We start from the raw sequence: 18076 nt of genomic DNA, 5'->3' as shown, positions 1-18076 counted from the left end.
AGTTGTACGCCTTAGGTTCCCTTTAATAGCAATATCGGCCAATCATTCTTCATCAAAAGAGCATTTAATTTGAAAATGATGACTAAGCCACACTTTAAAGCTGGCTATTGATTGCTCAGGCAAGGATATTAAAAGCTTGGCCATCTCGGCATATTCTTGAGCTTCGATAGCGCCATGATTTTGCTCTAGAAACCGTCGTAAGCTCGGCTCTAATTCATAAGGGCAGACAAGCGCTAACTGTCGCTTGGCTATAAAAGGTGACAAGGAGCAAAGCTCAATCGCTTGTTGAGTCGCTTGAGAATAAGCCCTGACCAAGCCTCCTGCTCCAAGTTTTATGCCACCAAAATAGCGTACGACAATCGCCATAGTATTTCCCATATCCCGATGCTGTAAGACATTTAGAATTGGCTTACCCGCAGTGCCCGAAGGCTCACCATCGTCATTAAACGCTTGAGACATGGCTTGTTTTGGGTCGCCCAAAATATAAGCCCAGCAGTGATGACGCGCATCGGGGTATTGTTCACGAGCAGCACCCAACATTTTCATGGCCGCCGCCCGATCTTCTACCTGATGCAACTGACAGATAAACTCGCTTTTTTTGATTTCGTAGCAGTGTTCAATGGACTGAGCCGGATGCATAAACTGCCCAATCAGTGTTTCTTTTTGCGGTGTTTCGGTCATAGCTACTGAAGTATGGCTATTAAGGTCAAGGGGATCGCTTAGATAATAACACAAGCCAGCTAGGAACAAGACTTGACCTTACGGCAACTGGAAGCATAACAATTGCCTCAATCACTTTACGGGGAGGTCATCTAAATGAAGAGAAATAGCCAGGAACACTCAAAGAAATTGCGAGCCGCTTTTGAGCAACATATGAATAAAGCCCGAGATTTGTATGATGAGAAACAGTGGCAAGCTTGCTTTTATGAGCTTGAGAATGCTCACGTGCTTGGCCAGCAGCAAATTTGGCCCCATACACTTAGCCATCTTTGGATGTTAAAAGTTGGCTGGAAGCTAAATAACTGGAAAGAAATTCTTGGGCAACTATTAAGAGCCGCCGCCAGCCCATTTATAACACCCATTTGGGTGCCACTAGGTAATACAGGAGGCGCCAATATTAGCCCGATAAAACCAATGCCGCTGCGAGAAGAATTAAAGTCCTACTTTAAGGAATAGCTCAATTGTATTGGATTATCGCAGGAGACTTGGATGAGAAATAAAAGTGAGGAGTAAGGTTGCACTCCTCACTTGAATTTCAACAGCCTGAGAACAGTGCTGAAATATTACGCGGCCAACTCTGCCTCAAAGGCTTTTCGATCTTCGCCAGTTAAAGCGGCTTTATTTAGGCTTGCAACACGATCAGCCAAGCTGCCCTGCCCACTAGCAAGCCAAGTATCAACCTCAGCCATAATGGCATTAAAGTTCTCATAGCCACGGGCGTGAGTATCACTATAACCCTTGATCAAGTTTTGGCACTTGGCAATCTCAAAAGCTGTCTGATAGTCTTTCGATGCAGCCTTTTGGACACGCTCCAGCCAAGCTTCAATATTATTGTTTTCATGAAAATAGCGCAGGGTTTTTCTTCGCCCTGACTTCATACTTGCCAAAAAATACAGCTGCAAGAAGCCACTAAGCTTTGCACTTTGCAGCTTGCGACCATGAGAAAAAAGGGCCGAAATACAGCTGCGCGCAAAGCTATTATTCAAGGCCCACTGCCCCAAAGCTTTTGGCATACTGTCACAAATCTCTTCTACCCGGGGATGTAAAAACTCCACTGGGTAAACCATCTGGGCATCATTGGCCTTAACTTCACGTCGAATTTTCTCAAAGCGATCAGCACGGATTTTCTGCTCTGCAACACGAATCGTATCTTGAAAGGCCATCCACAAGGCCAACTGTCTAGCCACTTCCTGGCTAAGCAGATACTCCTGCTCACTGCTATCTTCGCTGATAAGTGGTTTTAGACGATCCAAGTACTCATGGGCATATTCTGGATCTTGGTAGTCCACCAACTGCTTGACCGCCTCAAAAACCAAACCCTGACACACTTCAGGAATCTCATCTTTTACGCGCTGCAATAGCTCACGCGCCGATTCGCTAGCCACCTCTGCCGGCAAGCTGGCAAAAGCTTCTTTACTAACTGACTGCTGCTTTTGCTCCCAGGCTTTATCCTCCCGTCCCTTTTGATAGGCTGCATTAAAAGCTGCCAAGCTGCTGGCCACTGCCACACCGCCCGCTTCAATGGCCGCCTCAAACTGAGCCTTATTAAACGGCAAAGCATCGGATGCCGCCAAAGCACCAAATAAGGCAGAACTGATAACCGAGCCATTTTCAATGGCCACCTGATTCATATCGAAGGCAATAAGACGCTTTGCTTGTTGCTCGGCAATCTGAACGATTTTATCGCCATCCACTAAACCATTGCCTTTTTCTTGGCGCTCAGCAACCGTATATGAACGATGAGTCGTTGCAATCAGAGTAGTGCGATCAGCACTGACAAAGCCGCGCTGTAAGGCACGACCGGCTTCGACAAGCTCCGCAGCAATCAACACATCCACATCACCAGGCACTGGCGTCATTGCCAACACCGGCTCCTGATCGGCCTCTTTCATGGCAGCTTGAGAAAATAACTCCAAATAATAAATGGTCGCACCAGTGCGCTGAGCCACGCCCGGCACCGAGGTTGATTGCGCCACATAACCATTCGTTTCCGCTAGGTCGCGAATCCAATTTGATAGCACGCCGCCGCCCTGGCCACCCATGGCAGAAATAGCAATAGTAATCGGTTTTACTGTCTGTTCAGTCATAGAGAATTCTTCACAAATGCGCGTTAAAAAGCGTGTTTATCAATTTTGGCTTGCAGCTTAGCCTGCAAAAAGCCAATCACTTTCTGACGTATACCGTGCAAAAAGTTATCCATCTTGCTAGGGTTTGAAATGACTTCCGCTCTTACAAAAGATGGACACAAGACGGCCGAATGAGCATTAGCACCACACAGACCACAACCCAGGCAATCATTATCAACATAAGCGACAGGATCAGACTTCAATGGGTTGGGGTTTTCTTTCACGGTTAGAGATGGACAGCCGGATAAACGAATACAGGCGTGATCGCCAGTACAAGTTTCATCATCCACAAAGAAACGTTCGCGTACCACGCGCTTACCATCTTTCATGGCGGCACGAACTTGCGGCTTAACCCGACGCTGCTTATTCAGCATACACTCGTTTTGGGCGATAATAATTTTAGGGCCCTTAATTGGGGTCTCCATCGCCTCTTTAAAGGTAGCTTTTACGGTTTCCACATCATAGGTATCTACTACCCTCACCCATTTGGCACCTACGCCTTGCACCGCTTTTTTGATGGGGTTTTGGGTGCTGCGGTGATCAACGTAAAACTTAGAGGAAAGAACATCCTGGCCGCCCGTTGCCGCTGAGTAGTTATTATCTACGATTAAAAAGACGTTATCGTTTTCATTAAATACCGCACTACCAATACTACTGGTTAAGCCATTGTGCCAAAAACCACCATCGCCCATCACATTGATGGTGCGACGAACACCATCAACATTAAAGGCCGAGCCTGCTGCACCACCCAGGCCATAACCCATAGTGGTATTACCCAAATTAAAAGGCGGCAAGATAGAAAACAGATGGCAACCAATATCCGCACTGACGTGAAACTCACCTTTTTCAAACTGCAATTGCTTGATAGCAGAGAAAATCGGCCGCTCTGGGCAACCTACACAGAAACCTGCTGGCCTTGGCGGCACTAGCTCATCAAGATCGGTAAGTGGAATGAGATTATCCGCTTTGGCGCTTGGCTGAGCAGTGGCTTTTGCGATTACGTCTTGCGCCGCAGCTTTAGGATCAAAACTCTGGACTACTGGGCTTACATTGGCGCTATCATTAGTACTTGCATTGGCAACGCCCGCGTCGTTGGCGGGCAACACCTCAGCTTTCAGCATTTGGGGCGCTTCAGCCTGAATAAATTTCTCTACACCTTCTTTCAAAGGCTGGCCTTGATACTCGCCATAGACCGGCAGCATACCTTTACCATGCAAACGCGTTGCTACATCGGCATTACGTAACATCTTATTGATGGCTTGCTCGATATAATCTGGCTGCCCTTCTTCAACCACCAAAACCGCATCTTTACCACGACAAAACTCGATGATTTCATCATCAACATAAGGGTAAGTCACATTCATGCAGTAAAGTGGAATATCGCTATTTCCAAAGGCATCCGCCAAGCCTAAAATATTTAGGGCGCGAATTAATGTGTTGTACAAACCGCCTTGCAATATGATGCCAAGCTTGTCATTGCCACCATTACGCGGCTCGAAAAACTCATTAAGTTTATTGGTTTTGATAAAATCAATTGCCGCAGGTAAACGATCTTCAATCTTTTCTTTTTCATGCAAAAACACTGAAGGCGGCAATACGATTCGACTGGTATCACGCTCGGGGTTTTCCATCGCCTCTTTTACAGTCAAGGGCGGGCGAACATTGTCCTTGGCGGTAAAACTGCCATGCACGTGGCAAGCACGAATGCGCAGCTCTAACATCACCGGAGTACTACTGGCTTCGGATAACTGAAAGCCCCATTCCACCGAATCCGTGATAGACGTCAGATTAGGTCTCGGGTCGAGCAACCACATTTGAGATTTCATCGCAAAAGCGTGGGAGCGCTCCTGCATAATGCTGGAGCCTTCGCCGTAGTCTTCACCGACTACGATTAATGCCCCACCCTTTACTCCACCCGAAGCCAAATTAGCCAAGGCATCAGAGGCTACATTAGTGCCTACAGTCGATTTCCAAGCGACCGCGCCGCGCAGTGGGTAGTTAACAGACGCCGCCAACATCGCCGCCGCGGTAGCTTCACTAGCATTGGATTCAAAGTGCACGTCGAGTTCTTCGAGAATCTCTTGAGCATCATTTAAAACATCCATGAGGTGCGAAATTGGTGAGCCTTGGTAGCCACCAACATAGGCGACACCAGATTGTAAAAGTGCCTTGGTCACACCAAGAATACCTTCAACATGGAGCTCTTCGCCCGCACCTTTTCTAAGAATTTGAACTTCTTTTTTAAACGACCGCTCGGCCATGGGAACTACCTTCAGCTAGGCACAGTAAAGGCCCTGCCTATCTATTCGAGAGGAAAACAGCCACCACGTTCGCAGCGGCCTTACTAATCAGGTTTAATGCTGTGTTACAGCGAGCTTATTTGTGGCTTGTCGCTCTAGTTCTTGCGCTCGCTTTCTATTGCCTGCCCTTTACTGCTCGTGCTCTATTGCTCTACGAGTGCCAGTACACGCAATGGGCTGCCAGAGCCATTCTCAATTTTTAGTGGCGGCGCGATGATAATGGCACCTTTTGCTGGCAGTTGATCAAGATTGTTTAAGCTGGCCAAGCCATACTTATTGGCGCCATGCATCAAAGTATGCGCTGGGAACGGAGTTTCGAAGCCGCCAGCCGCACCAGCATCGGTGCCTACGGTTTCAACACCCCAACCCATGATATTACGCTCTTCAATGAGGTACTTGATGGCAGCCTCTGAAGGTCCTGGGGTGTGAGGGCCATTCTCATCAGCGTTCAGGAAATCAGCCCCTTCACGCTTTGACCAATCGGTGCGCATCAAAACCCAAGAACCTGCTTCGATATCACCATGCTCAGCTTCCCAAGCCTTAATATGCTCAGGCTCAAGCAGGAAGTCATTGTTGTCCGCAGACTCTTTACTGAAGTCCATCACGCATGCTGGGCCTACCAAATTATTCACATCAATGGTGTCGGTAGTGCCGTCGCTGTATTCCTTACCACTGATCCAATGACCCGGGGCATCAAAGTGGGTACCAGTGTGCTCACCACAGCTAATTTGATTCCAGTACCAAGCAGGGCCACCATCATCAAACTCTGAAATCACTTCACTTTTGAAGGCCGGCGAATTGGCAAAGGGCTCAGGAAGCTGGATAACTGGGGTATCAGGACCTAAAACCTGGGTTAGATCGACAACTTTTACCGCACCAGAGCTTAGCTGCTGGGCCAACTGCATCAGACTATTCGCAGACATAGGGAATCCTCTCGCTATTCTTATTAATTCGATTCAATGGATTAGCACCCACTAATGGGGCTAACCCTTATTTTCCGTACTTGCAAAACCATACTTTGCCACACTACGGCCATGCTGCAAACGCAGCTCATGCCTTATGTTGAAATATATATTATGAGTAATTCTTTAACTTGTAAACAATTTTAGCACGCACTATTCTCAACCCCGTAAAATCGCATAAATCTCAGTGCGCCAATAAAAACCAAGAAATAAGCTTGGTTTTTACGATCTGGGTCAAATACATGCCGTGTAAGGTTCTTTTACACTGGCAATCAGGGGTACAATGGCCAAATGGTGCAATGGTAGGCACCCGCAATTGAGACGATAAGAATCCATGGACACAGCACAACAAGACAAAACCTATAACGACAGTCACAGTAAAAACGCCCTGCGTGCTTGGCTACAGCTTTTGAAATGCTCCAAGCGCATGGAGCAAATGACCAACAGTCATCTAGACAAGACCTTTAAAAGCTCGCTCACTCGCTTTGATGTACTGGCGAACCTAGACGCTATGGACGGTGACACAGTCAGCACCACCAAGCTCGCCAAGAGCCTTTTGGCCTCCAAAGGCAACATCACTCGCTTGCTTGACCGAATGGAAGAAGACCAATTAATCATTCGCAAGCCAAACCGAGAGGATCGTCGCATCAGCGATGTATTTTTAGCCGACAAAGGCCGTGAAGAGTTTCAGCGCATGGTAAATGATCATGAAAACTGGGTAGACCATGTTTTTAGCGTACTCAGCAATGAAGAAGAAAAGATGCTGATTGAAACCGTTGGTAAGCTTCGTAAGCACTTAGAAAACACGGTTGTCTGATGCCCCACGGATTTGCACAGAATTACCTGGGCTTTTTATTGGCTAAAGCCAGCCATATCACCAGCAGTGAATTCCACTTACGGCTCAAGCAGTATCAGATTCCTATAAGCAGTTGGCGCATTCTCGCCAGCTGCTGGGATGATAAACGCACCGTCAGTGAATTGGTGGAAATGGTTTTACTCAATCAACCCACGGTCAGTAAATCCCTAGATCGCTTAGCCAAAGATGGCCTTCTAGAGCGCAATAAAGATATCGAGAATCGGCGTCAGGTTTTTGTTTCACTTACTCCCAAGGGCAAAGCCTTGATGGAGGAGCTGATTCCTTTGGCCAATACCCACGAACAACAAACCTTTTCTCATTTAAGCCAAGAAGAGAAGCAGCAATTAACGGCCCTATTGCAAAAGACCATCACAGGCAAATAAAATCAGCTCTCGACGTTTGTTATTAGCCAACAAGGATCAAGCTCGTGCTAGAGCAGCTATTTGCCCTAAGTGGCCTAATTGCCACTGTTTGGATTTCACTCGGCGTGTATATCGCCGCAAAGTTTTACCCCAACTATAATCATCGCCGGCAATTTTGTAGTGAGTTAGGCGCTGCCGGAAGCCCTACCCAAACCCTGTCGCCACTTATTAATAATTATCCACTAGGCTTTATCTTTTGCGCCTTTGGTGGCTATTTGTTAGCACTGCCAGAAAACAATTGGGCATTAACACTCAGCGGGGTGATGATTATTGTGCACGGCTTGGGCACCTGGGTCGCAGGTTTTTTCCCTATGGATAAAGACCCGTATACCGAAACGCCCAGCAGCGCCTGCCAAATTCATTCTTGGGCCGGTTTTTTTATGCTGCTTTCTTTGTTTATCGCTCCTATACTGATCGCATTCGCGCCAGAGAAAACTTTTCTGCCGACTTGGTTTAGAGCGGTATCTATATTGGCTGTGTTACTCGCGGGCTACTTTCTTTATAAATTGGCGACAGTCTTTAACGAAAAAGGCGCTGTCGGCTTGTATCAGCGACTATCGTATTGGGTGCAGCTTATTTGGCTTAGCCTACTATCAATTCAATTGGCACTTGCATAAGAAAGCCGTTCTATTGAACGAGAAGATCACAGGCCATAAAAGCCAGCGCTTTTCTATAGTGAATCTCGCAGTTTCACTGTCCTATCCGGAAAGTCTGTAAAAACGCCATCAACGCCTACAACATTATAGAAATAGGCCAAATACTCTTCGAAGTTTTTAAACTGAGGCGGAACTTGTCCTTTGTCGGCCCTAAATGTGTATGGATGAACCAGCAAGCCGGCTTGATGGGCTTCTTGTACCATATGATTTGGCTTGCCGGTATTTCTATCGACCAGCATGGGAAACCAAGGGCCAATACCTTCGGCATATTCGGCGATTTTCTGCGCCGCACCCGGCTTCATCATCCAGTCATAATTATAGGGCTCTGGTTTTAAGCCCATGGCGTTATTACGCAGGGTTTCACCCCACTCAGTCATTGCAATCAGCTGTACCAGTTTTAGATCCATTCCCAGTTTAGGCATCAGCTTTGAGTTGATTCGCTGCAGCTCATGCGCATCGAAGCACTGTAAAAACACCTTATCGCTTGCTTTGCTATAGCCAAACTTCTTTAGCTCTTTCAATACGGCCAAGCTAATATCTTTTCCGGCAGCTCGGTGCAGGGCCGGCGCTTTAATTTCTGGATATATACCGATATTTTTACCGGTACTTTGGTTGAGGCCTTGAATAAGCTCCAACTCTTCCGCCAAAGTGGAGACTTTAAAACTGGATTTCCAGACGGGGAATCGTTCGGGGTATTTTTGTTTAGGCTTGCCGTCTTTGCGCTCGAAAATCTCGGTCATCTCTAGCTGCTTGATCTCTGCTAGGGTGAAATCGATTGCATAATAGCGACCATCTTCTCTGGCACGCCCTGGGAATATCTCGGCTACATTGGTGACACGATCTAAATAAGGGTCATGCAATACCAATAAAGCATTATCCTTGCTCATCACCACATCTTGTTCGATATAGTCAGCTCCCATGCCATACGCTAGAGCCTTTGCTGCAAGGCTGTGCTCTGGCAAATAGCCACTCGCGCCACGGTGGGCTATCACCAGTGCTTTGCTGTTATTTGCATGGGTTTGTTTCGGTGATGCCATAACTTGAGCTGCAAGCGATGCCATCAGGAATGTGCTTATAAGTAGCAGTGAAGCTAAAGGAGTACGCATATCAATATCCTGTATTTTTATCGATTGTAGCTTAGTGCTTGGATATGAAGACTATATGAAAAGCCAATTATCTCTCTTTTTTAAAGGTGGCACTTTGTAGATTTTAGCCCTTATGGTGGTTGCTTAGGAACCGTAGAGCAGCATGACAAACTTCCCCGGAAGAAATTTGGGCTTGGCCGAAGGCTGAGCACCCGGACGATGCGAATCCACGCTGTGAAGTCGAGCGCCCGCGACCAAATCCCTTGGAGGGATTTTGGGCTTGGCCGGAGGCTGAGCGCCCGGATGGCGCGAATCCATGGTTTAAGCGTGTTCCAGACCAACTACCATAAGGGCTAAAATCGACCCAACTGCACTTTAGTTATTTAGACAGCCGCATGCTCTGGCGACCTTAGGGCTTCTCAGGGTCGCAAAAAGCAACCTCCATGCTAGCTCTCGTCCTCATCCGATTCGGACAAGCCCTGAGAAGCCCTAAGGCCACCAGAACACGCTACATTGTGCTTGTATTTAAAATTCGAGATCTTAGAAAGGGGGGGGAGGCAAGAGAAGAAAAAGCTAAAAATCAAATCAACATTTAGCTAAAAATAGATTAAACACCATTAACCTCAAAACTAGGTCTTGAGGTTAATGGTTAGATACAGAGGCGTATTATTCAGCGTTATGGAACACTCGCTGAACATCATCCAAGTCTTCTAGCATATCGATAAGCTTATCGAAATTTTCTTGGTCATCAGGCGCTACAGGGGTTGTGGTTTGTGGCACAAACTGAATTTCATCGACATCGAATTCGATTTCACCCATGGCTTCTAACAAGGCCTGCTTGGCTTTATGGGACTCAGTGTGTGGCGCAAATACTGTTACCTTACCATCTTCCAGCTCGATATCAGTAACATCGACATCTGCCATCATCAACGCTTCCAAAACAGCGTCTTCATCATCACCGGCGAAAACCAAAATCGCGGAATGATCAAACATATGGCTTACAGTACCCTGAGAGCCAATCTTGGCTTTAGCCTTGTTGAAGCAGGTGCGTACATCACCGAAGGTACGGTTGGGGTTATCCGTGAGGCAATCAACAATTACCATGGTATTACTCGGCCCAAACCCCTCGTATCGAGCGGTAGAATAGTCTTCCCCACCACCACCTTTGGCTTTATCAATAGCCTTTTGGATCACATGACTTGGCACCTGATCTTTCTTAGCGCGTTCGATCATCGAGCGCAAAGCAAGGTTACCATCAGGGTCAACACCGCCAGATTTGGCGCAAACATAGATCTCACGACCATATTTACTGTAAACCTTGGCTTTCATATTCGATGTTTTGGCCATCGACTCTTTTCGGTTTTGGAAAGCTCTGCCCATAGGAATCGTCCATCACTGCTTTAAAAGGGCGTGATTTTAGCAGCTCAGGCGGTAGCAAGAAAGTGAGACGAGCGATACCATGACGAATTGAGTGATTGGGCATAAAGCCAGCGGCCAACAATTGGGGATTGGCAATATAAAAATGACCGATAAGAGAAAACTAGGTATAGACCTAGGCGGAAGCAAAATAGAAGCGGCTCTATTAGATGTCGATGGGGCCGTCATAGAACGTATTCGCGTGGCCACCCCACAGAATGACTATCAAGCGACCCTAAACAGCATAGCCTCATTGCTAGAGCAGCTGGACAAAAAACACTCAAGTGAATCGCTACCTTTAGGAATAGGCAGCCCTGGCTCCCCTTCCACTCGCGACAATTTAATGAAGAACTGCAACAGCACCTGTTTGAATGGCCAGCCACTCAAAAGCGATCTTGAGAGTTTATTGCAACGACCTGTGCGACTAGCTAATGATGCCGACTGTTTTGCCTTGGCAGAAGCTTGCTACGGTGCCGCAAAAGGGGCCAACTCAGTATTTGGCGTCATCTTGGGCACAGGCGTGGGTGGCGGCATTGTCATCAATCAGAAACTCTTACAAGGGCCCAGCCATATCGCCGGTGAATGGGGCCATAACCCGCTGGCCCTAGGCGCTTTAGTGGATAGCGAGAACTTAAAACTCGATCAATTAAGCCACTACCAAAACAAACGCGTCTGTTATTGCGGCCGCCACAATTGTGTAGAAAGCTGGTTAAGCGGCCCCGCCCTAAGCCAAAGCGACTGGGAACTGAACAAACCGGCATCTCTCAGAAATGCAGCGAGCATTGCCCAAGCAGCCGCCGAAGGAGAAGCCAAAGCCCAGCAAACAATGAAGCACTATGTAGAAATGTTGGCCCTCGCCTTAGCAAACGTCATCAATATTCTTGATCCAGAGGTTATCGTACTCGGTGGTGGGCTTTCTAATATTGATCAGTTGTATGAAGATTTACCTACAGCATTACAGCGGTATGTTTTTAGTGACGAGCTACTGTGCCGCACTGTTGCGGCAAAGCAAGGTGACTCGGCGGGTGTCATTGGCGCGGCCCAATTATGGTAGACACTTAAGGTATGCTAGCCACCTAAGAAATGGCAGAAATTTCTAGAAATTTGCAGCGCCAAACCTAACAACTATCGAGCCGGAGAATGTTTAAACTCTAAGCGGTTGCCACTAGGCTCGCGAACCATCATATGTTTTGCCGGGCCGCCATAGGCTAGCTCTGGGGCAAACTCGATAACGACACCCGGATGCTCCTTCAACTTTTCATACAGCTTATCGAGAGCTTCAAAGCTCTTTACTTTAATCGCCAAATGGTGCAAGCCGACATTTTGCTTGCGGTTAAAATCTATGGCTTGAGCCTGATCTTTAACCTGCCAAAGCGTTAAAAACATATTGCCGTCACTGACAAAACTTGCCGGATACTCTTTATCTTCGTAGGTTAAGCGCCAGCCCAAGGTGTCCACAAAGAAGCTTGTAGAGGCTTGCAGATCTTTAACGGTTAAACCTATATGGTCAAACCCCTTGGTATAAGGTGTTTGTCCGTAGCTGCTCGTCAATGGACTTAAAACCAATAGACAAAGCGCCAATACATTCAGAAGTTTTCGTTTAAGCATTATTTTTACCTACTCACCTAGTGTTTTTGACATTATTAATAGTTTTGAATCATGTACCGATCAGCTTAAAAACTACATACCTATCGGCTCTATTCGAGAGCGAATTAAATTCGCCAGGTACCCCATAAGGCAAATACTCAAAGCCCCAAGCAAGACAGGCGACAAAATGAACTCCCAACTTTGGGCGGTCATAATCGCCAAAATAGGATTTGCACCCGCTGGGGGATGTGTTGTTCCGCTTAGCAACATCGCCGAGATGCCTAAGCCAGTTGCCAAGCCCATTGACCAAGGGCTAGCCCCTAATGCGTAAAACACGATAACTCCAATACTAGCCGTAATGACATGGCCAAAAATCACATTTTTAGCCTGCGCCAAAGGGCTATTTGGCAAACCGAACACCAATACCGCAGTCGCTCCAAAAGGGGCCATTAGCATGCCGTATTGTGGAAACAATTCATTGGAAAAAGCCAGTATAGCAATGGCTACCGCCGCACACAGGCCTGAAAATACACTCAACATATAATTTAAACTAAACACTTTACTTGAAAATCCATTTGGCATTACCATTGAGGTACACCGATCTGTCTACCATGGTAGACAGATCGGTGTACCTCGTCAATATGCCTTACAAAACCATACGTTTAAATATGTCAGATAAAAAACAAGAATTACTAGAATGTGCACTCAAACTGTTTTACCAAAAGGGCGTAAACAGCGTGGGTATCAATGAAATCCTGCAGGTTTCAGGAATTTCTAAGAAAACTCTTTATAAACACTTTGATAGCAAAGAGAGTTTGATCTTAGAGGCTTTAAAATTACGCAGTGAAGAATATTTACAATGGATTAATGCCATAATTCCTACTGGTGCGAGTGAACAAGAAGTTGTTGAAGCGCTATTTTCAGGTCTTGATCTTTGGTTTTCAGGAAGCAACGAAGCACTAGGTGATTTTAAGGGTTGCTTCTTTATCAATGTCGCTTATGAATACAAAGGAAATAGTGGCGAGATCACCGAATACTGCAAAGCGCATCAATTCAGATTCAGAGATCTTATTAACAGTAAGCTTCCAACAGACTCGACCGAACTCCTCGACTCTATCTGTCTATTGGTTGATGGTGCCATTAATCGAGCTTATGTTTGTGATGATAATGCATCCGCAAAACACAGCCTCGATATTATCAAGCGCCTATACTTCCAATAATCTCGCCAGTAATATTTATAATTCCAACTGTTCAGAGTTCTGGCTTAAGTGCCCGGTAAAAATCAATAATGATAGACCTAAGCTCAAGGTGTAAAATGGCGGCCTTTTGACTATCATGATCCGCTCCTGCTATAACTTTAATGGGCTGCGAATTTCTTGGCAGCTCTAGCATGGCTTTTTGGGAATGATAAAAGTCATCCAACTCTTCACTTCCAAACACAAACTGCAGTGGAACCACTATGGCTGAAACTTGCTTTTTAGTGACGGCATCATATGCCCAACCTTTGGCGACAGCAGCTAAGGCCAACTCCCCATGTGCAAGCATATCTTCAGCAATGTGTTCCTGGAACTTTTTCTCTTGTTTGCTATTTCCAGGAAAGAAACCGGAGACTAAAACGGCTGATTTAATCCTTTCAGGATGGGTAACCAGTAATCTAGCGATCATATAAGAGCCCATCGAAAAGCCGATCATATGACTGGATTCAATTTTAAGCTGGTCTAACAGCCGGACTATATCTAAGCCAATATTGGGGCCATATTCGTCAACTGAAGTGGGCTTGTCGCTCTGACCATGACCTCTAAGGTCAATGCTGATGACTCTATAGTTGCTATCTAGATAGTTATAAAAATCCGCGTTATGCCACATGCTGGAATCCATGCCAAAACCATGAACCAAAACAACGCTCTGCCCACTCGCTTGGTTATCACTATAGTAAATACGGTGACCGGCAGACAAAAAGTAATCCGCCATGGATATTTGACTAAAAAGAAGCCACAAAGAAAGAACACTAACGCTAAAAGTAAACTGGCGCATAAACACCCCTAGCTGATCAGGTTATTAGCAATCTCCAAATTGATGTTACTTTGTCCGCTTAGCGACACCATGAAAATGGGTAGCCCCACCGGGCATGGTTGGATCCATATTAAAATCAAGATCTATAATTTCCCAGCCTTGCGCGCCTAATTCATTTAAATAAGATTCGGCTTGCTCAATGGTCCGCCCCTTTAAGAACCCACCTTTTTCAGCCTTATTAGAGTCGATAATTTTATATTCCCACATGGCTTTCTCCAGATTGGTTTAGATTTCTAATGACGCCAAGCGACAGCTCAGCCCAGAGCTGACAAAAGACACAGCACAGAAAAGATATTACAGCATTCACTAATAAAAAGATAAAGCTGCGCAAAAAGCGATTGAAAGCCTAATCGACCCATAGGGTCGATTAACCATCTGGCGGGCAAATCATCTCAACATCAACATTCTTACTTAGGGGCATAAAGCGTACGCCCCTAGAAACAAGGTCTAGAATTTTTTAGGAGCAAAGCCTGTAACTTCACTTAGGTTCATTTCTTTACCCAAAGCCGTCATCGGATGTACTACAACTAAACCTCGCACGGATTTTTTTAACTTCCCCATATCAGCCTGCTCCGCCTTGCTAAGCACTCGACTAAAGGCCATCGCTTTGATTTTTTCAGCCTTCGAAGAATTGTGGCGAGCCTGCTGGCCGCTAATTTCAGCCTTCTGTTTAGTTAACTGATCGAGCTCCCACTTAATGTTCACCATCGCCGCTTGATTATGCGCAAGCTTAGCTTTCTCTAATCGACGACGCAATTTATCCAATTTGTTGTTAATAGTTTGTAGTTCTTGCTTTCTATTCAATGATCATGCCTCAAAAACATGGTTTGTAAATCTACGGCCAGATTCAATTTTTCTAGCCCTAGCAACCGGTATTTTACTTACTCTCTAAGCGTTCTTTCTCTGCCAAAAACTCATCATAACTACCCTGAAAGTCTTCCAGCTTGTGATTTTTAATTTCCACAATCCGAGTAGCCAGTGAAGAAACAAACTCTCTATCATGACTGACAAAGATCAAAGTGCCCGCATAATGTTCTAACGCTAGATTGAGCGCCTCAATGGATTCCATATCAAGGTGGTTGGTTGGCTCATCCATTAACAGAACATTAGCATCCGTCATCATTAACTTGCCAAAGAGCAAACGATTTTTCTCTCCACCGGAACAAACTTTTACTTTCTTCTTGAAGTCATCCGCTGAGAATAGCATTCGTCCCAGTGTAGCACGTACTATTTGATCACCATGACTAGGCTTTCGCCACTGGCTCATCCAATCAAAAAGATTGAGTTCACTGTCAAACTCAGCAGTGGCGTCTTGGGGGCAGTAACCCAAACTAGCATTTTCCGCCCACTGAACTTTTCCTTCACTAGCTTCTAGTTCATCCATTAAACATCGCAAGAAGGTTGTTTTGCCGGCGCCGTTTTCACCAATTACCGCAAGGCGCGTTCCGGCCTCTAAAATCATATTTCCGCCACTGTATAGCATGTCGCCGTCAAAGCCATGGCCAAACCCTTCCAAGGTTAATGCCTGGCGATGGAGCTTTTTTTCCTGCTGAAAGCGAATGTAAGGACTAACTCGGCTCGACGGCTTGATATCGTCCAATTTGATTTTGTCGATCTGCTTGGCACGAGAAGTGGCCTGTTTAGCTTTAGACGCATTCGCAGAAAAGCGGCTGACAAATTGTTGAAGCTCTGCGATTTGCGCTGATTTCTTAGCATTTTCAGATTGCAGTCGCTCCTGCACGGCGGTCGATGCTGTCATAAAATCATCATAGTTACCGGGGTATACACGCAGCTCACCATAGTCAATATCAGCCATATGCGTACAAACAGCATTAAGAAAGTGCCGATCGTGAGAAATAATAATCATGGTGCTTTTACGTTCATTGAGTACGGTTTCAAGCCAACGAATAGTATCCATATCCAAGTTGTTGGTCGGCTCATCCAGCAATAAAATATCAGGGTCGGAAAATAAGGCCTGCGCCAGCAATACACGCAGCTTCCAGCCCGGCGCCACTTCACTCATTGGACCATAGTGCAAATCCTGGCTAATGCCGGCACCTATCAAAATTTCTTCAGCACGACTTTCCGCGCTATAGCCATCCATTTCGGCAAACTGAGTTTCCAGATCGGCAACCTTCATGCCCTCTTCTTCGGACATATCCGCCAAGCCATAGATTCTGTCGCGCTCTTGCTTGATAGCCCAAAGCTCAGCGTGCCCCATTATCACCGTATCCACCACACTGAACTCTTCAAAGGCGAACTGGTCCTGGCTAAGCTTGCCCACCCGCTCATTTGGGGTAATGCTCACAGTGCCTGAGCTTGGTGCTAGGCTGCCATCGAGGATCTTCATGAAGGTGGATTTTCCGCAGCCATTTGCGCCAATTAAGCCATAGCGATTGCCATTACCAAACTTAACGGAGATATTTTCAAATAAGGGCTTAGCGCCAAACTGCATGGTGATATTTGCGGTGGAGATCAAAAGGGTATTCCTAAACATTGGTGAACAAAGCGCAGCTTTAGTCGTAGAAAGTACCTACGATCCTATTCAACCCATGCTGCGAAGATTATTGAGGGGCCGATCTGGGGCGCGACCATAGCAGAATGGACGCCAGGATACGATGTTTTTTTGAACAGTCTTATCGCTTTGACATAAGAGCTAAACAAAGCATAGGACAAACAGGCTATTTTACGGCTTAAGTCTGTTAAGCTGTACTTTGCGAACTGCATTCATACCATCACTGCATTGGCGAGAATTCGATGAAAAAGCTGAAAGATGAAAAGGAACTCATTAGAAAGGCCTTAGAGATAGGCCAAGCCTATGTCGAGAGGCGTGGCGCCGCCAAGTTTGAGCCAGGAGACTCCGTTAACGACCGCCTGTTGTATATTTATCGTTTACTGGTGCATGACCGCTTATTGCAGCCTTTACCCGAAGAACAGGTCTCCCAAAAGTCCATCCGCCATCGTTTGGCGATCTGGGCATCCAAACAACAGACAAGCTCTTAACCCACAAGAGTGCCCCAAGAGAGATACCCATGCCTACACAATGGCGATATTGCTAATGAAGCAGCCTATCGTGGGCTATCACCTAGATGAAGAAAATCATTGGGTAGCTCGATTGGCTTGCGGGCACTTTCAGCATGTCCGCCATGATCCGCCGTGGACGAATCGCCCCTGGGTAACAAACCCTGATGGCCGCCAGGCTAAGTTAGGAATAATGCTGGATTGCAAAAAATGCGATCGCTCTGAGGCAGTCGATTTCGATACCAGAGCTGAAATCTAAAAAGGCTGTTTACTCGATTAAGTTGTCTGCATCACAGGTAAGGATATAGCAACAAAACATGTTATCCAGATAATTGCAGCCAGCACGAAGTTAAAAATCGAGTAGTTAAACATTTTGCCCCCCAAAGCGTTGGGGACAAACCATGCAGCAATAAAAAGCAGCGAGAAGATAGCTAAGCCCAATAAAACTGGCCCAAGTTCAATGACAATCAGGGTTAAGCCTGGGAGATCTGAGCCAAAGTACTCAAAGGTTTCTTTAAAGTTAGGGAGGGCGATGTATTGACTGATGTATATGACAAAAGCCAATACGGAAAATAACGTCGTCGCTACCAGTCTAATATAGAGCTTTTTAGGCTCAGATTCTTGGGATGAATTTAAGTCCTTTGCGCCGTTGGCTTCCATATTGCTCATATTGCTTAAGCACCTTGTACCTTGCAGATCCATAGTAAATCACTTCGGCCTTTTTTAAGAATCATCTAAATAAACGATCAAAAAAGACCTAAGCGATAAGACACTGGCATTATGATTCTCGAAAGAGGCTCGGGCAAGTCACTGCAAGGAAATCTAAACTATTGGCTTAACCCTGTGCTTAGC

General features: G+C 46.0%; 21 protein-coding genes. 8 read left to right on the top strand and 13 right to left on the bottom strand.

The genetic code is table 11. The features are described from left to right. Positions 1-42: 42 nt before the first annotated feature. Positions 43-681, bottom strand: a complete 639-nt coding sequence (locus tag Q1A41_RS02710) for a YigZ family protein (RefSeq protein WP_299974363.1) — start codon at positions 679-681, stop codon at positions 43-45. Positions 682-816: 135 nt separating this feature from the next. On the opposite strand from Q1A41_RS02710, the gene Q1A41_RS02705 reads away from it, so the two are divergent. Then, positions 817-1176: a DUF3703 domain-containing protein gene (locus Q1A41_RS02705; protein WP_299974360.1), complete on the top strand. Its 360-nt coding sequence runs from the start codon at positions 817-819 to the stop codon at positions 1174-1176. 107 nt (positions 1177-1283) lie between these two features. On the opposite strand, the gene Q1A41_RS02700 is transcribed toward Q1A41_RS02705, so the two are convergent. From Q1A41_RS02700 to Q1A41_RS02690, 3 genes are all read right to left on the bottom strand, one after another. Continuing rightward, positions 1284-2807 carry an indolepyruvate oxidoreductase subunit beta family protein gene (locus Q1A41_RS02700; RefSeq protein WP_299974357.1) on the bottom strand — a complete coding sequence of 508 codons (1524 nt, stop codon included), beginning with the start codon at positions 2805-2807 and terminating at the stop codon, positions 1284-1286. Positions 2808-2830: 23 nt separating this feature from the next. Further along, complete coding sequence (locus tag Q1A41_RS02695) at positions 2831-5107, bottom strand: indolepyruvate ferredoxin oxidoreductase subunit alpha (protein ID WP_299974354.1); 2277 nt, start codon at positions 5105-5107, stop codon at positions 2831-2833. 182 nt (positions 5108-5289) lie between these two features. Beyond that, positions 5290-6069, bottom strand: a complete 780-nt coding sequence (locus Q1A41_RS02690) for a cyclase family protein (protein ID WP_299974351.1) — start codon at positions 6067-6069, stop codon at positions 5290-5292. Between the two features lie 373 nt (positions 6070-6442). Here Q1A41_RS02690 and Q1A41_RS02685 point away from each other — a divergent pair, with 373 nt between their 5' ends. The 3 genes from Q1A41_RS02685 to Q1A41_RS02675 are packed head-to-tail and all read left to right on the top strand — an operon-like array spanning position 6443 to position 8003. Next, positions 6443-6925 (top strand): MarR family winged helix-turn-helix transcriptional regulator, encoded by a 483-nt coding sequence (locus Q1A41_RS02685; RefSeq protein ID WP_299974348.1) that lies wholly within the window; start codon positions 6443-6445, stop codon positions 6923-6925. After that, on the top strand, positions 6925-7347 hold the full coding sequence (locus Q1A41_RS02680) for a MarR family transcriptional regulator (protein WP_299974345.1): 423 nt from the start codon (positions 6925-6927) through the stop codon (positions 7345-7347). The genes Q1A41_RS02685 and Q1A41_RS02680 overlap by 1 nt, the downstream gene beginning before the upstream one ends. 44 nt (positions 7348-7391) lie before the next feature. After that, positions 7392-8003, top strand: coding sequence for a DUF998 domain-containing protein (locus Q1A41_RS02675; protein ID WP_299974342.1), 612 nt, complete (start codon positions 7392-7394; stop codon positions 8001-8003). Between the two features lie 53 nt (positions 8004-8056). On the opposite strand, the gene glpQ is transcribed toward Q1A41_RS02675, so the two are convergent. After that, complete coding sequence (gene glpQ / locus Q1A41_RS02670; protein ID WP_299974340.1) at positions 8057-9148, bottom strand: glycerophosphodiester phosphodiesterase; 1092 nt, start codon at positions 9146-9148, stop codon at positions 8057-8059. 645 nt (positions 9149-9793) lie between these two features. Further along, positions 9794-10507 (bottom strand): YebC/PmpR family DNA-binding transcriptional regulator, encoded by a 714-nt coding sequence (locus Q1A41_RS02665; RefSeq protein WP_299974337.1) that lies wholly within the window; start codon positions 10505-10507, stop codon positions 9794-9796. Positions 10508-10649: 142 nt separating this feature from the next. Here Q1A41_RS02665 and Q1A41_RS02660 point away from each other — a divergent pair, with 142 nt between their 5' ends. Then, on the top strand, positions 10650-11597 hold the full coding sequence (locus Q1A41_RS02660; protein WP_299974334.1) for an ROK family protein: 948 nt from the start codon (positions 10650-10652) through the stop codon (positions 11595-11597). Between the two features lie 71 nt (positions 11598-11668). On the opposite strand, the gene Q1A41_RS02655 is transcribed toward Q1A41_RS02660, so the two are convergent. Both Q1A41_RS02655 and Q1A41_RS02650 read right to left on the bottom strand, forming a co-directional pair. After that, positions 11669-12151 carry a VOC family protein gene (locus tag Q1A41_RS02655; protein WP_299974331.1) on the bottom strand — a complete coding sequence of 161 codons (483 nt, stop codon included), beginning with the start codon at positions 12149-12151 and terminating at the stop codon, positions 11669-11671. A gap of 72 nt (positions 12152-12223) precedes the next feature. Further along, positions 12224-12688: an HPP family protein gene (locus tag Q1A41_RS02650; protein WP_299974328.1), complete on the bottom strand. Its 465-nt coding sequence runs from the start codon at positions 12686-12688 to the stop codon at positions 12224-12226. Positions 12689-12798: 110 nt separating this feature from the next. Between Q1A41_RS02650 and Q1A41_RS02645 the strand changes: the two genes are divergently transcribed. Further along, positions 12799-13350 (top strand): TetR/AcrR family transcriptional regulator, encoded by a 552-nt coding sequence (locus tag Q1A41_RS02645; RefSeq protein ID WP_299974325.1) that lies wholly within the window; start codon positions 12799-12801, stop codon positions 13348-13350. 31 nt (positions 13351-13381) lie between these two features. Here Q1A41_RS02645 and Q1A41_RS02640 read toward each other — a convergent pair whose 3' ends face one another. The 4 genes from Q1A41_RS02640 to Q1A41_RS02625 all read right to left on the bottom strand — a co-directional run bounded on the left by Q1A41_RS02640 (position 13382) and on the right by Q1A41_RS02625 (position 16682). Further along, positions 13382-14164: an alpha/beta hydrolase gene (locus Q1A41_RS02640; RefSeq protein ID WP_299974322.1), complete on the bottom strand. Its 783-nt coding sequence runs from the start codon at positions 14162-14164 to the stop codon at positions 13382-13384. Between the two features lie 45 nt (positions 14165-14209). Then, entirely contained in the window at positions 14210-14410 is a 201-nt protein-coding gene (locus Q1A41_RS02635; RefSeq protein ID WP_299974319.1) for a DUF4177 domain-containing protein, read from the bottom strand. A gap of 240 nt (positions 14411-14650) precedes the next feature. Then, positions 14651-15007, bottom strand: coding sequence for a YibL family ribosome-associated protein (locus Q1A41_RS02630; protein WP_299974317.1), 357 nt, complete (start codon positions 15005-15007; stop codon positions 14651-14653). 73 nt (positions 15008-15080) lie between these two features. Continuing rightward, positions 15081-16682, bottom strand: coding sequence for an ABC-F family ATPase (locus Q1A41_RS02625; RefSeq protein ID WP_299974314.1), 1602 nt, complete (start codon positions 16680-16682; stop codon positions 15081-15083). Positions 16683-16960: 278 nt separating this feature from the next. Here Q1A41_RS02625 and Q1A41_RS02620 point away from each other — a divergent pair, with 278 nt between their 5' ends. Both Q1A41_RS02620 and Q1A41_RS02615 read left to right on the top strand, forming a co-directional pair. Next, positions 16961-17206, top strand: coding sequence for a DUF5062 family protein (locus tag Q1A41_RS02620; RefSeq protein WP_299974311.1), 246 nt, complete (start codon positions 16961-16963; stop codon positions 17204-17206). A gap of 55 nt (positions 17207-17261) precedes the next feature. Next, positions 17262-17483, top strand: a complete 222-nt coding sequence (locus Q1A41_RS02615) for a DUF3565 domain-containing protein (RefSeq protein WP_299974308.1) — start codon at positions 17262-17264, stop codon at positions 17481-17483. Between the two features lie 17 nt (positions 17484-17500). Here the strand turns inward: Q1A41_RS02615 and Q1A41_RS02610 are convergent, their stop codons facing one another. Beyond that, positions 17501-17893 carry a hypothetical protein gene (locus tag Q1A41_RS02610; protein ID WP_299974306.1) on the bottom strand — a complete coding sequence of 131 codons (393 nt, stop codon included), beginning with the start codon at positions 17891-17893 and terminating at the stop codon, positions 17501-17503. Positions 17894-18076: the final 183 nt, after the last annotated feature.

Source organism: uncultured Pseudoteredinibacter sp. (genome assembly GCF_947502065.1).
Lineage (GTDB): Bacteria > Pseudomonadota > Gammaproteobacteria > Pseudomonadales > Cellvibrionaceae > Pseudoteredinibacter.
Note: the sequence above shows the minus strand (reverse complement) of the source record. Positions and strands in the feature narration are given on the sequence as shown.

Excerpts from the sequence above, each read along its gene's own strand:
- Q1A41_RS02640 (WP_299974322.1), bottom strand. The coding sequence starts at position 14,164 with ATGCGCCAGTTTACTTTTAGCGTTAGTGTTCTTTCTTTGTGGCTTCTT.
- Q1A41_RS02700 (WP_299974357.1), bottom strand. The coding sequence starts at position 2,807 with ATGACTGAACAGACAGTAAAACCGATTACTATTGCTATTTCTGCCATG.
- Q1A41_RS02635 (WP_299974319.1), bottom strand. The coding sequence starts at position 14,410 with ATGTGGGAATATAAAATTATCGACTCTAATAAGGCTGAAAAAGGTGGG.
- Q1A41_RS02705 (WP_299974360.1), top strand. The coding sequence starts at position 817 with ATGAAGAGAAATAGCCAGGAACACTCAAAGAAATTGCGAGCCGCTTTT.
- Q1A41_RS02695 (WP_299974354.1), bottom strand. The coding sequence starts at position 5,107 with ATGGCCGAGCGGTCGTTTAAAAAAGAAGTTCAAATTCTTAGAAAAGGT.
- Q1A41_RS02645 (WP_299974325.1), top strand. The coding sequence starts at position 12,799 with ATGTCAGATAAAAAACAAGAATTACTAGAATGTGCACTCAAACTGTTT.
- Q1A41_RS02620 (WP_299974311.1), top strand. The coding sequence starts at position 16,961 with ATGAAAAAGCTGAAAGATGAAAAGGAACTCATTAGAAAGGCCTTAGAG.
- Q1A41_RS02660 (WP_299974334.1), top strand. The coding sequence starts at position 10,650 with ATGACCGATAAGAGAAAACTAGGTATAGACCTAGGCGGAAGCAAAATA.
- Q1A41_RS02665 (WP_299974337.1), bottom strand. The coding sequence starts at position 10,507 with ATGGGCAGAGCTTTCCAAAACCGAAAAGAGTCGATGGCCAAAACATCG.
- Q1A41_RS02690 (WP_299974351.1), bottom strand. The coding sequence starts at position 6,069 with ATGTCTGCGAATAGTCTGATGCAGTTGGCCCAGCAGCTAAGCTCTGGT.
- glpQ (WP_299974340.1), bottom strand. The coding sequence starts at position 9,148 with ATGCGTACTCCTTTAGCTTCACTGCTACTTATAAGCACATTCCTGATG.
- Q1A41_RS02655 (WP_299974331.1), bottom strand. The coding sequence starts at position 12,151 with ATGCTTAAACGAAAACTTCTGAATGTATTGGCGCTTTGTCTATTGGTT.
- Q1A41_RS02610 (WP_299974306.1), bottom strand. The coding sequence starts at position 17,893 with ATGAGCAATATGGAAGCCAACGGCGCAAAGGACTTAAATTCATCCCAA.
- Q1A41_RS02615 (WP_299974308.1), top strand. The coding sequence starts at position 17,262 with ATGAAGCAGCCTATCGTGGGCTATCACCTAGATGAAGAAAATCATTGG.
- Q1A41_RS02710 (WP_299974363.1), bottom strand. The coding sequence starts at position 681 with ATGACCGAAACACCGCAAAAAGAAACACTGATTGGGCAGTTTATGCAT.
- Q1A41_RS02685 (WP_299974348.1), top strand. The coding sequence starts at position 6,443 with ATGGACACAGCACAACAAGACAAAACCTATAACGACAGTCACAGTAAA.
- Q1A41_RS02680 (WP_299974345.1), top strand. The coding sequence starts at position 6,925 with ATGCCCCACGGATTTGCACAGAATTACCTGGGCTTTTTATTGGCTAAA.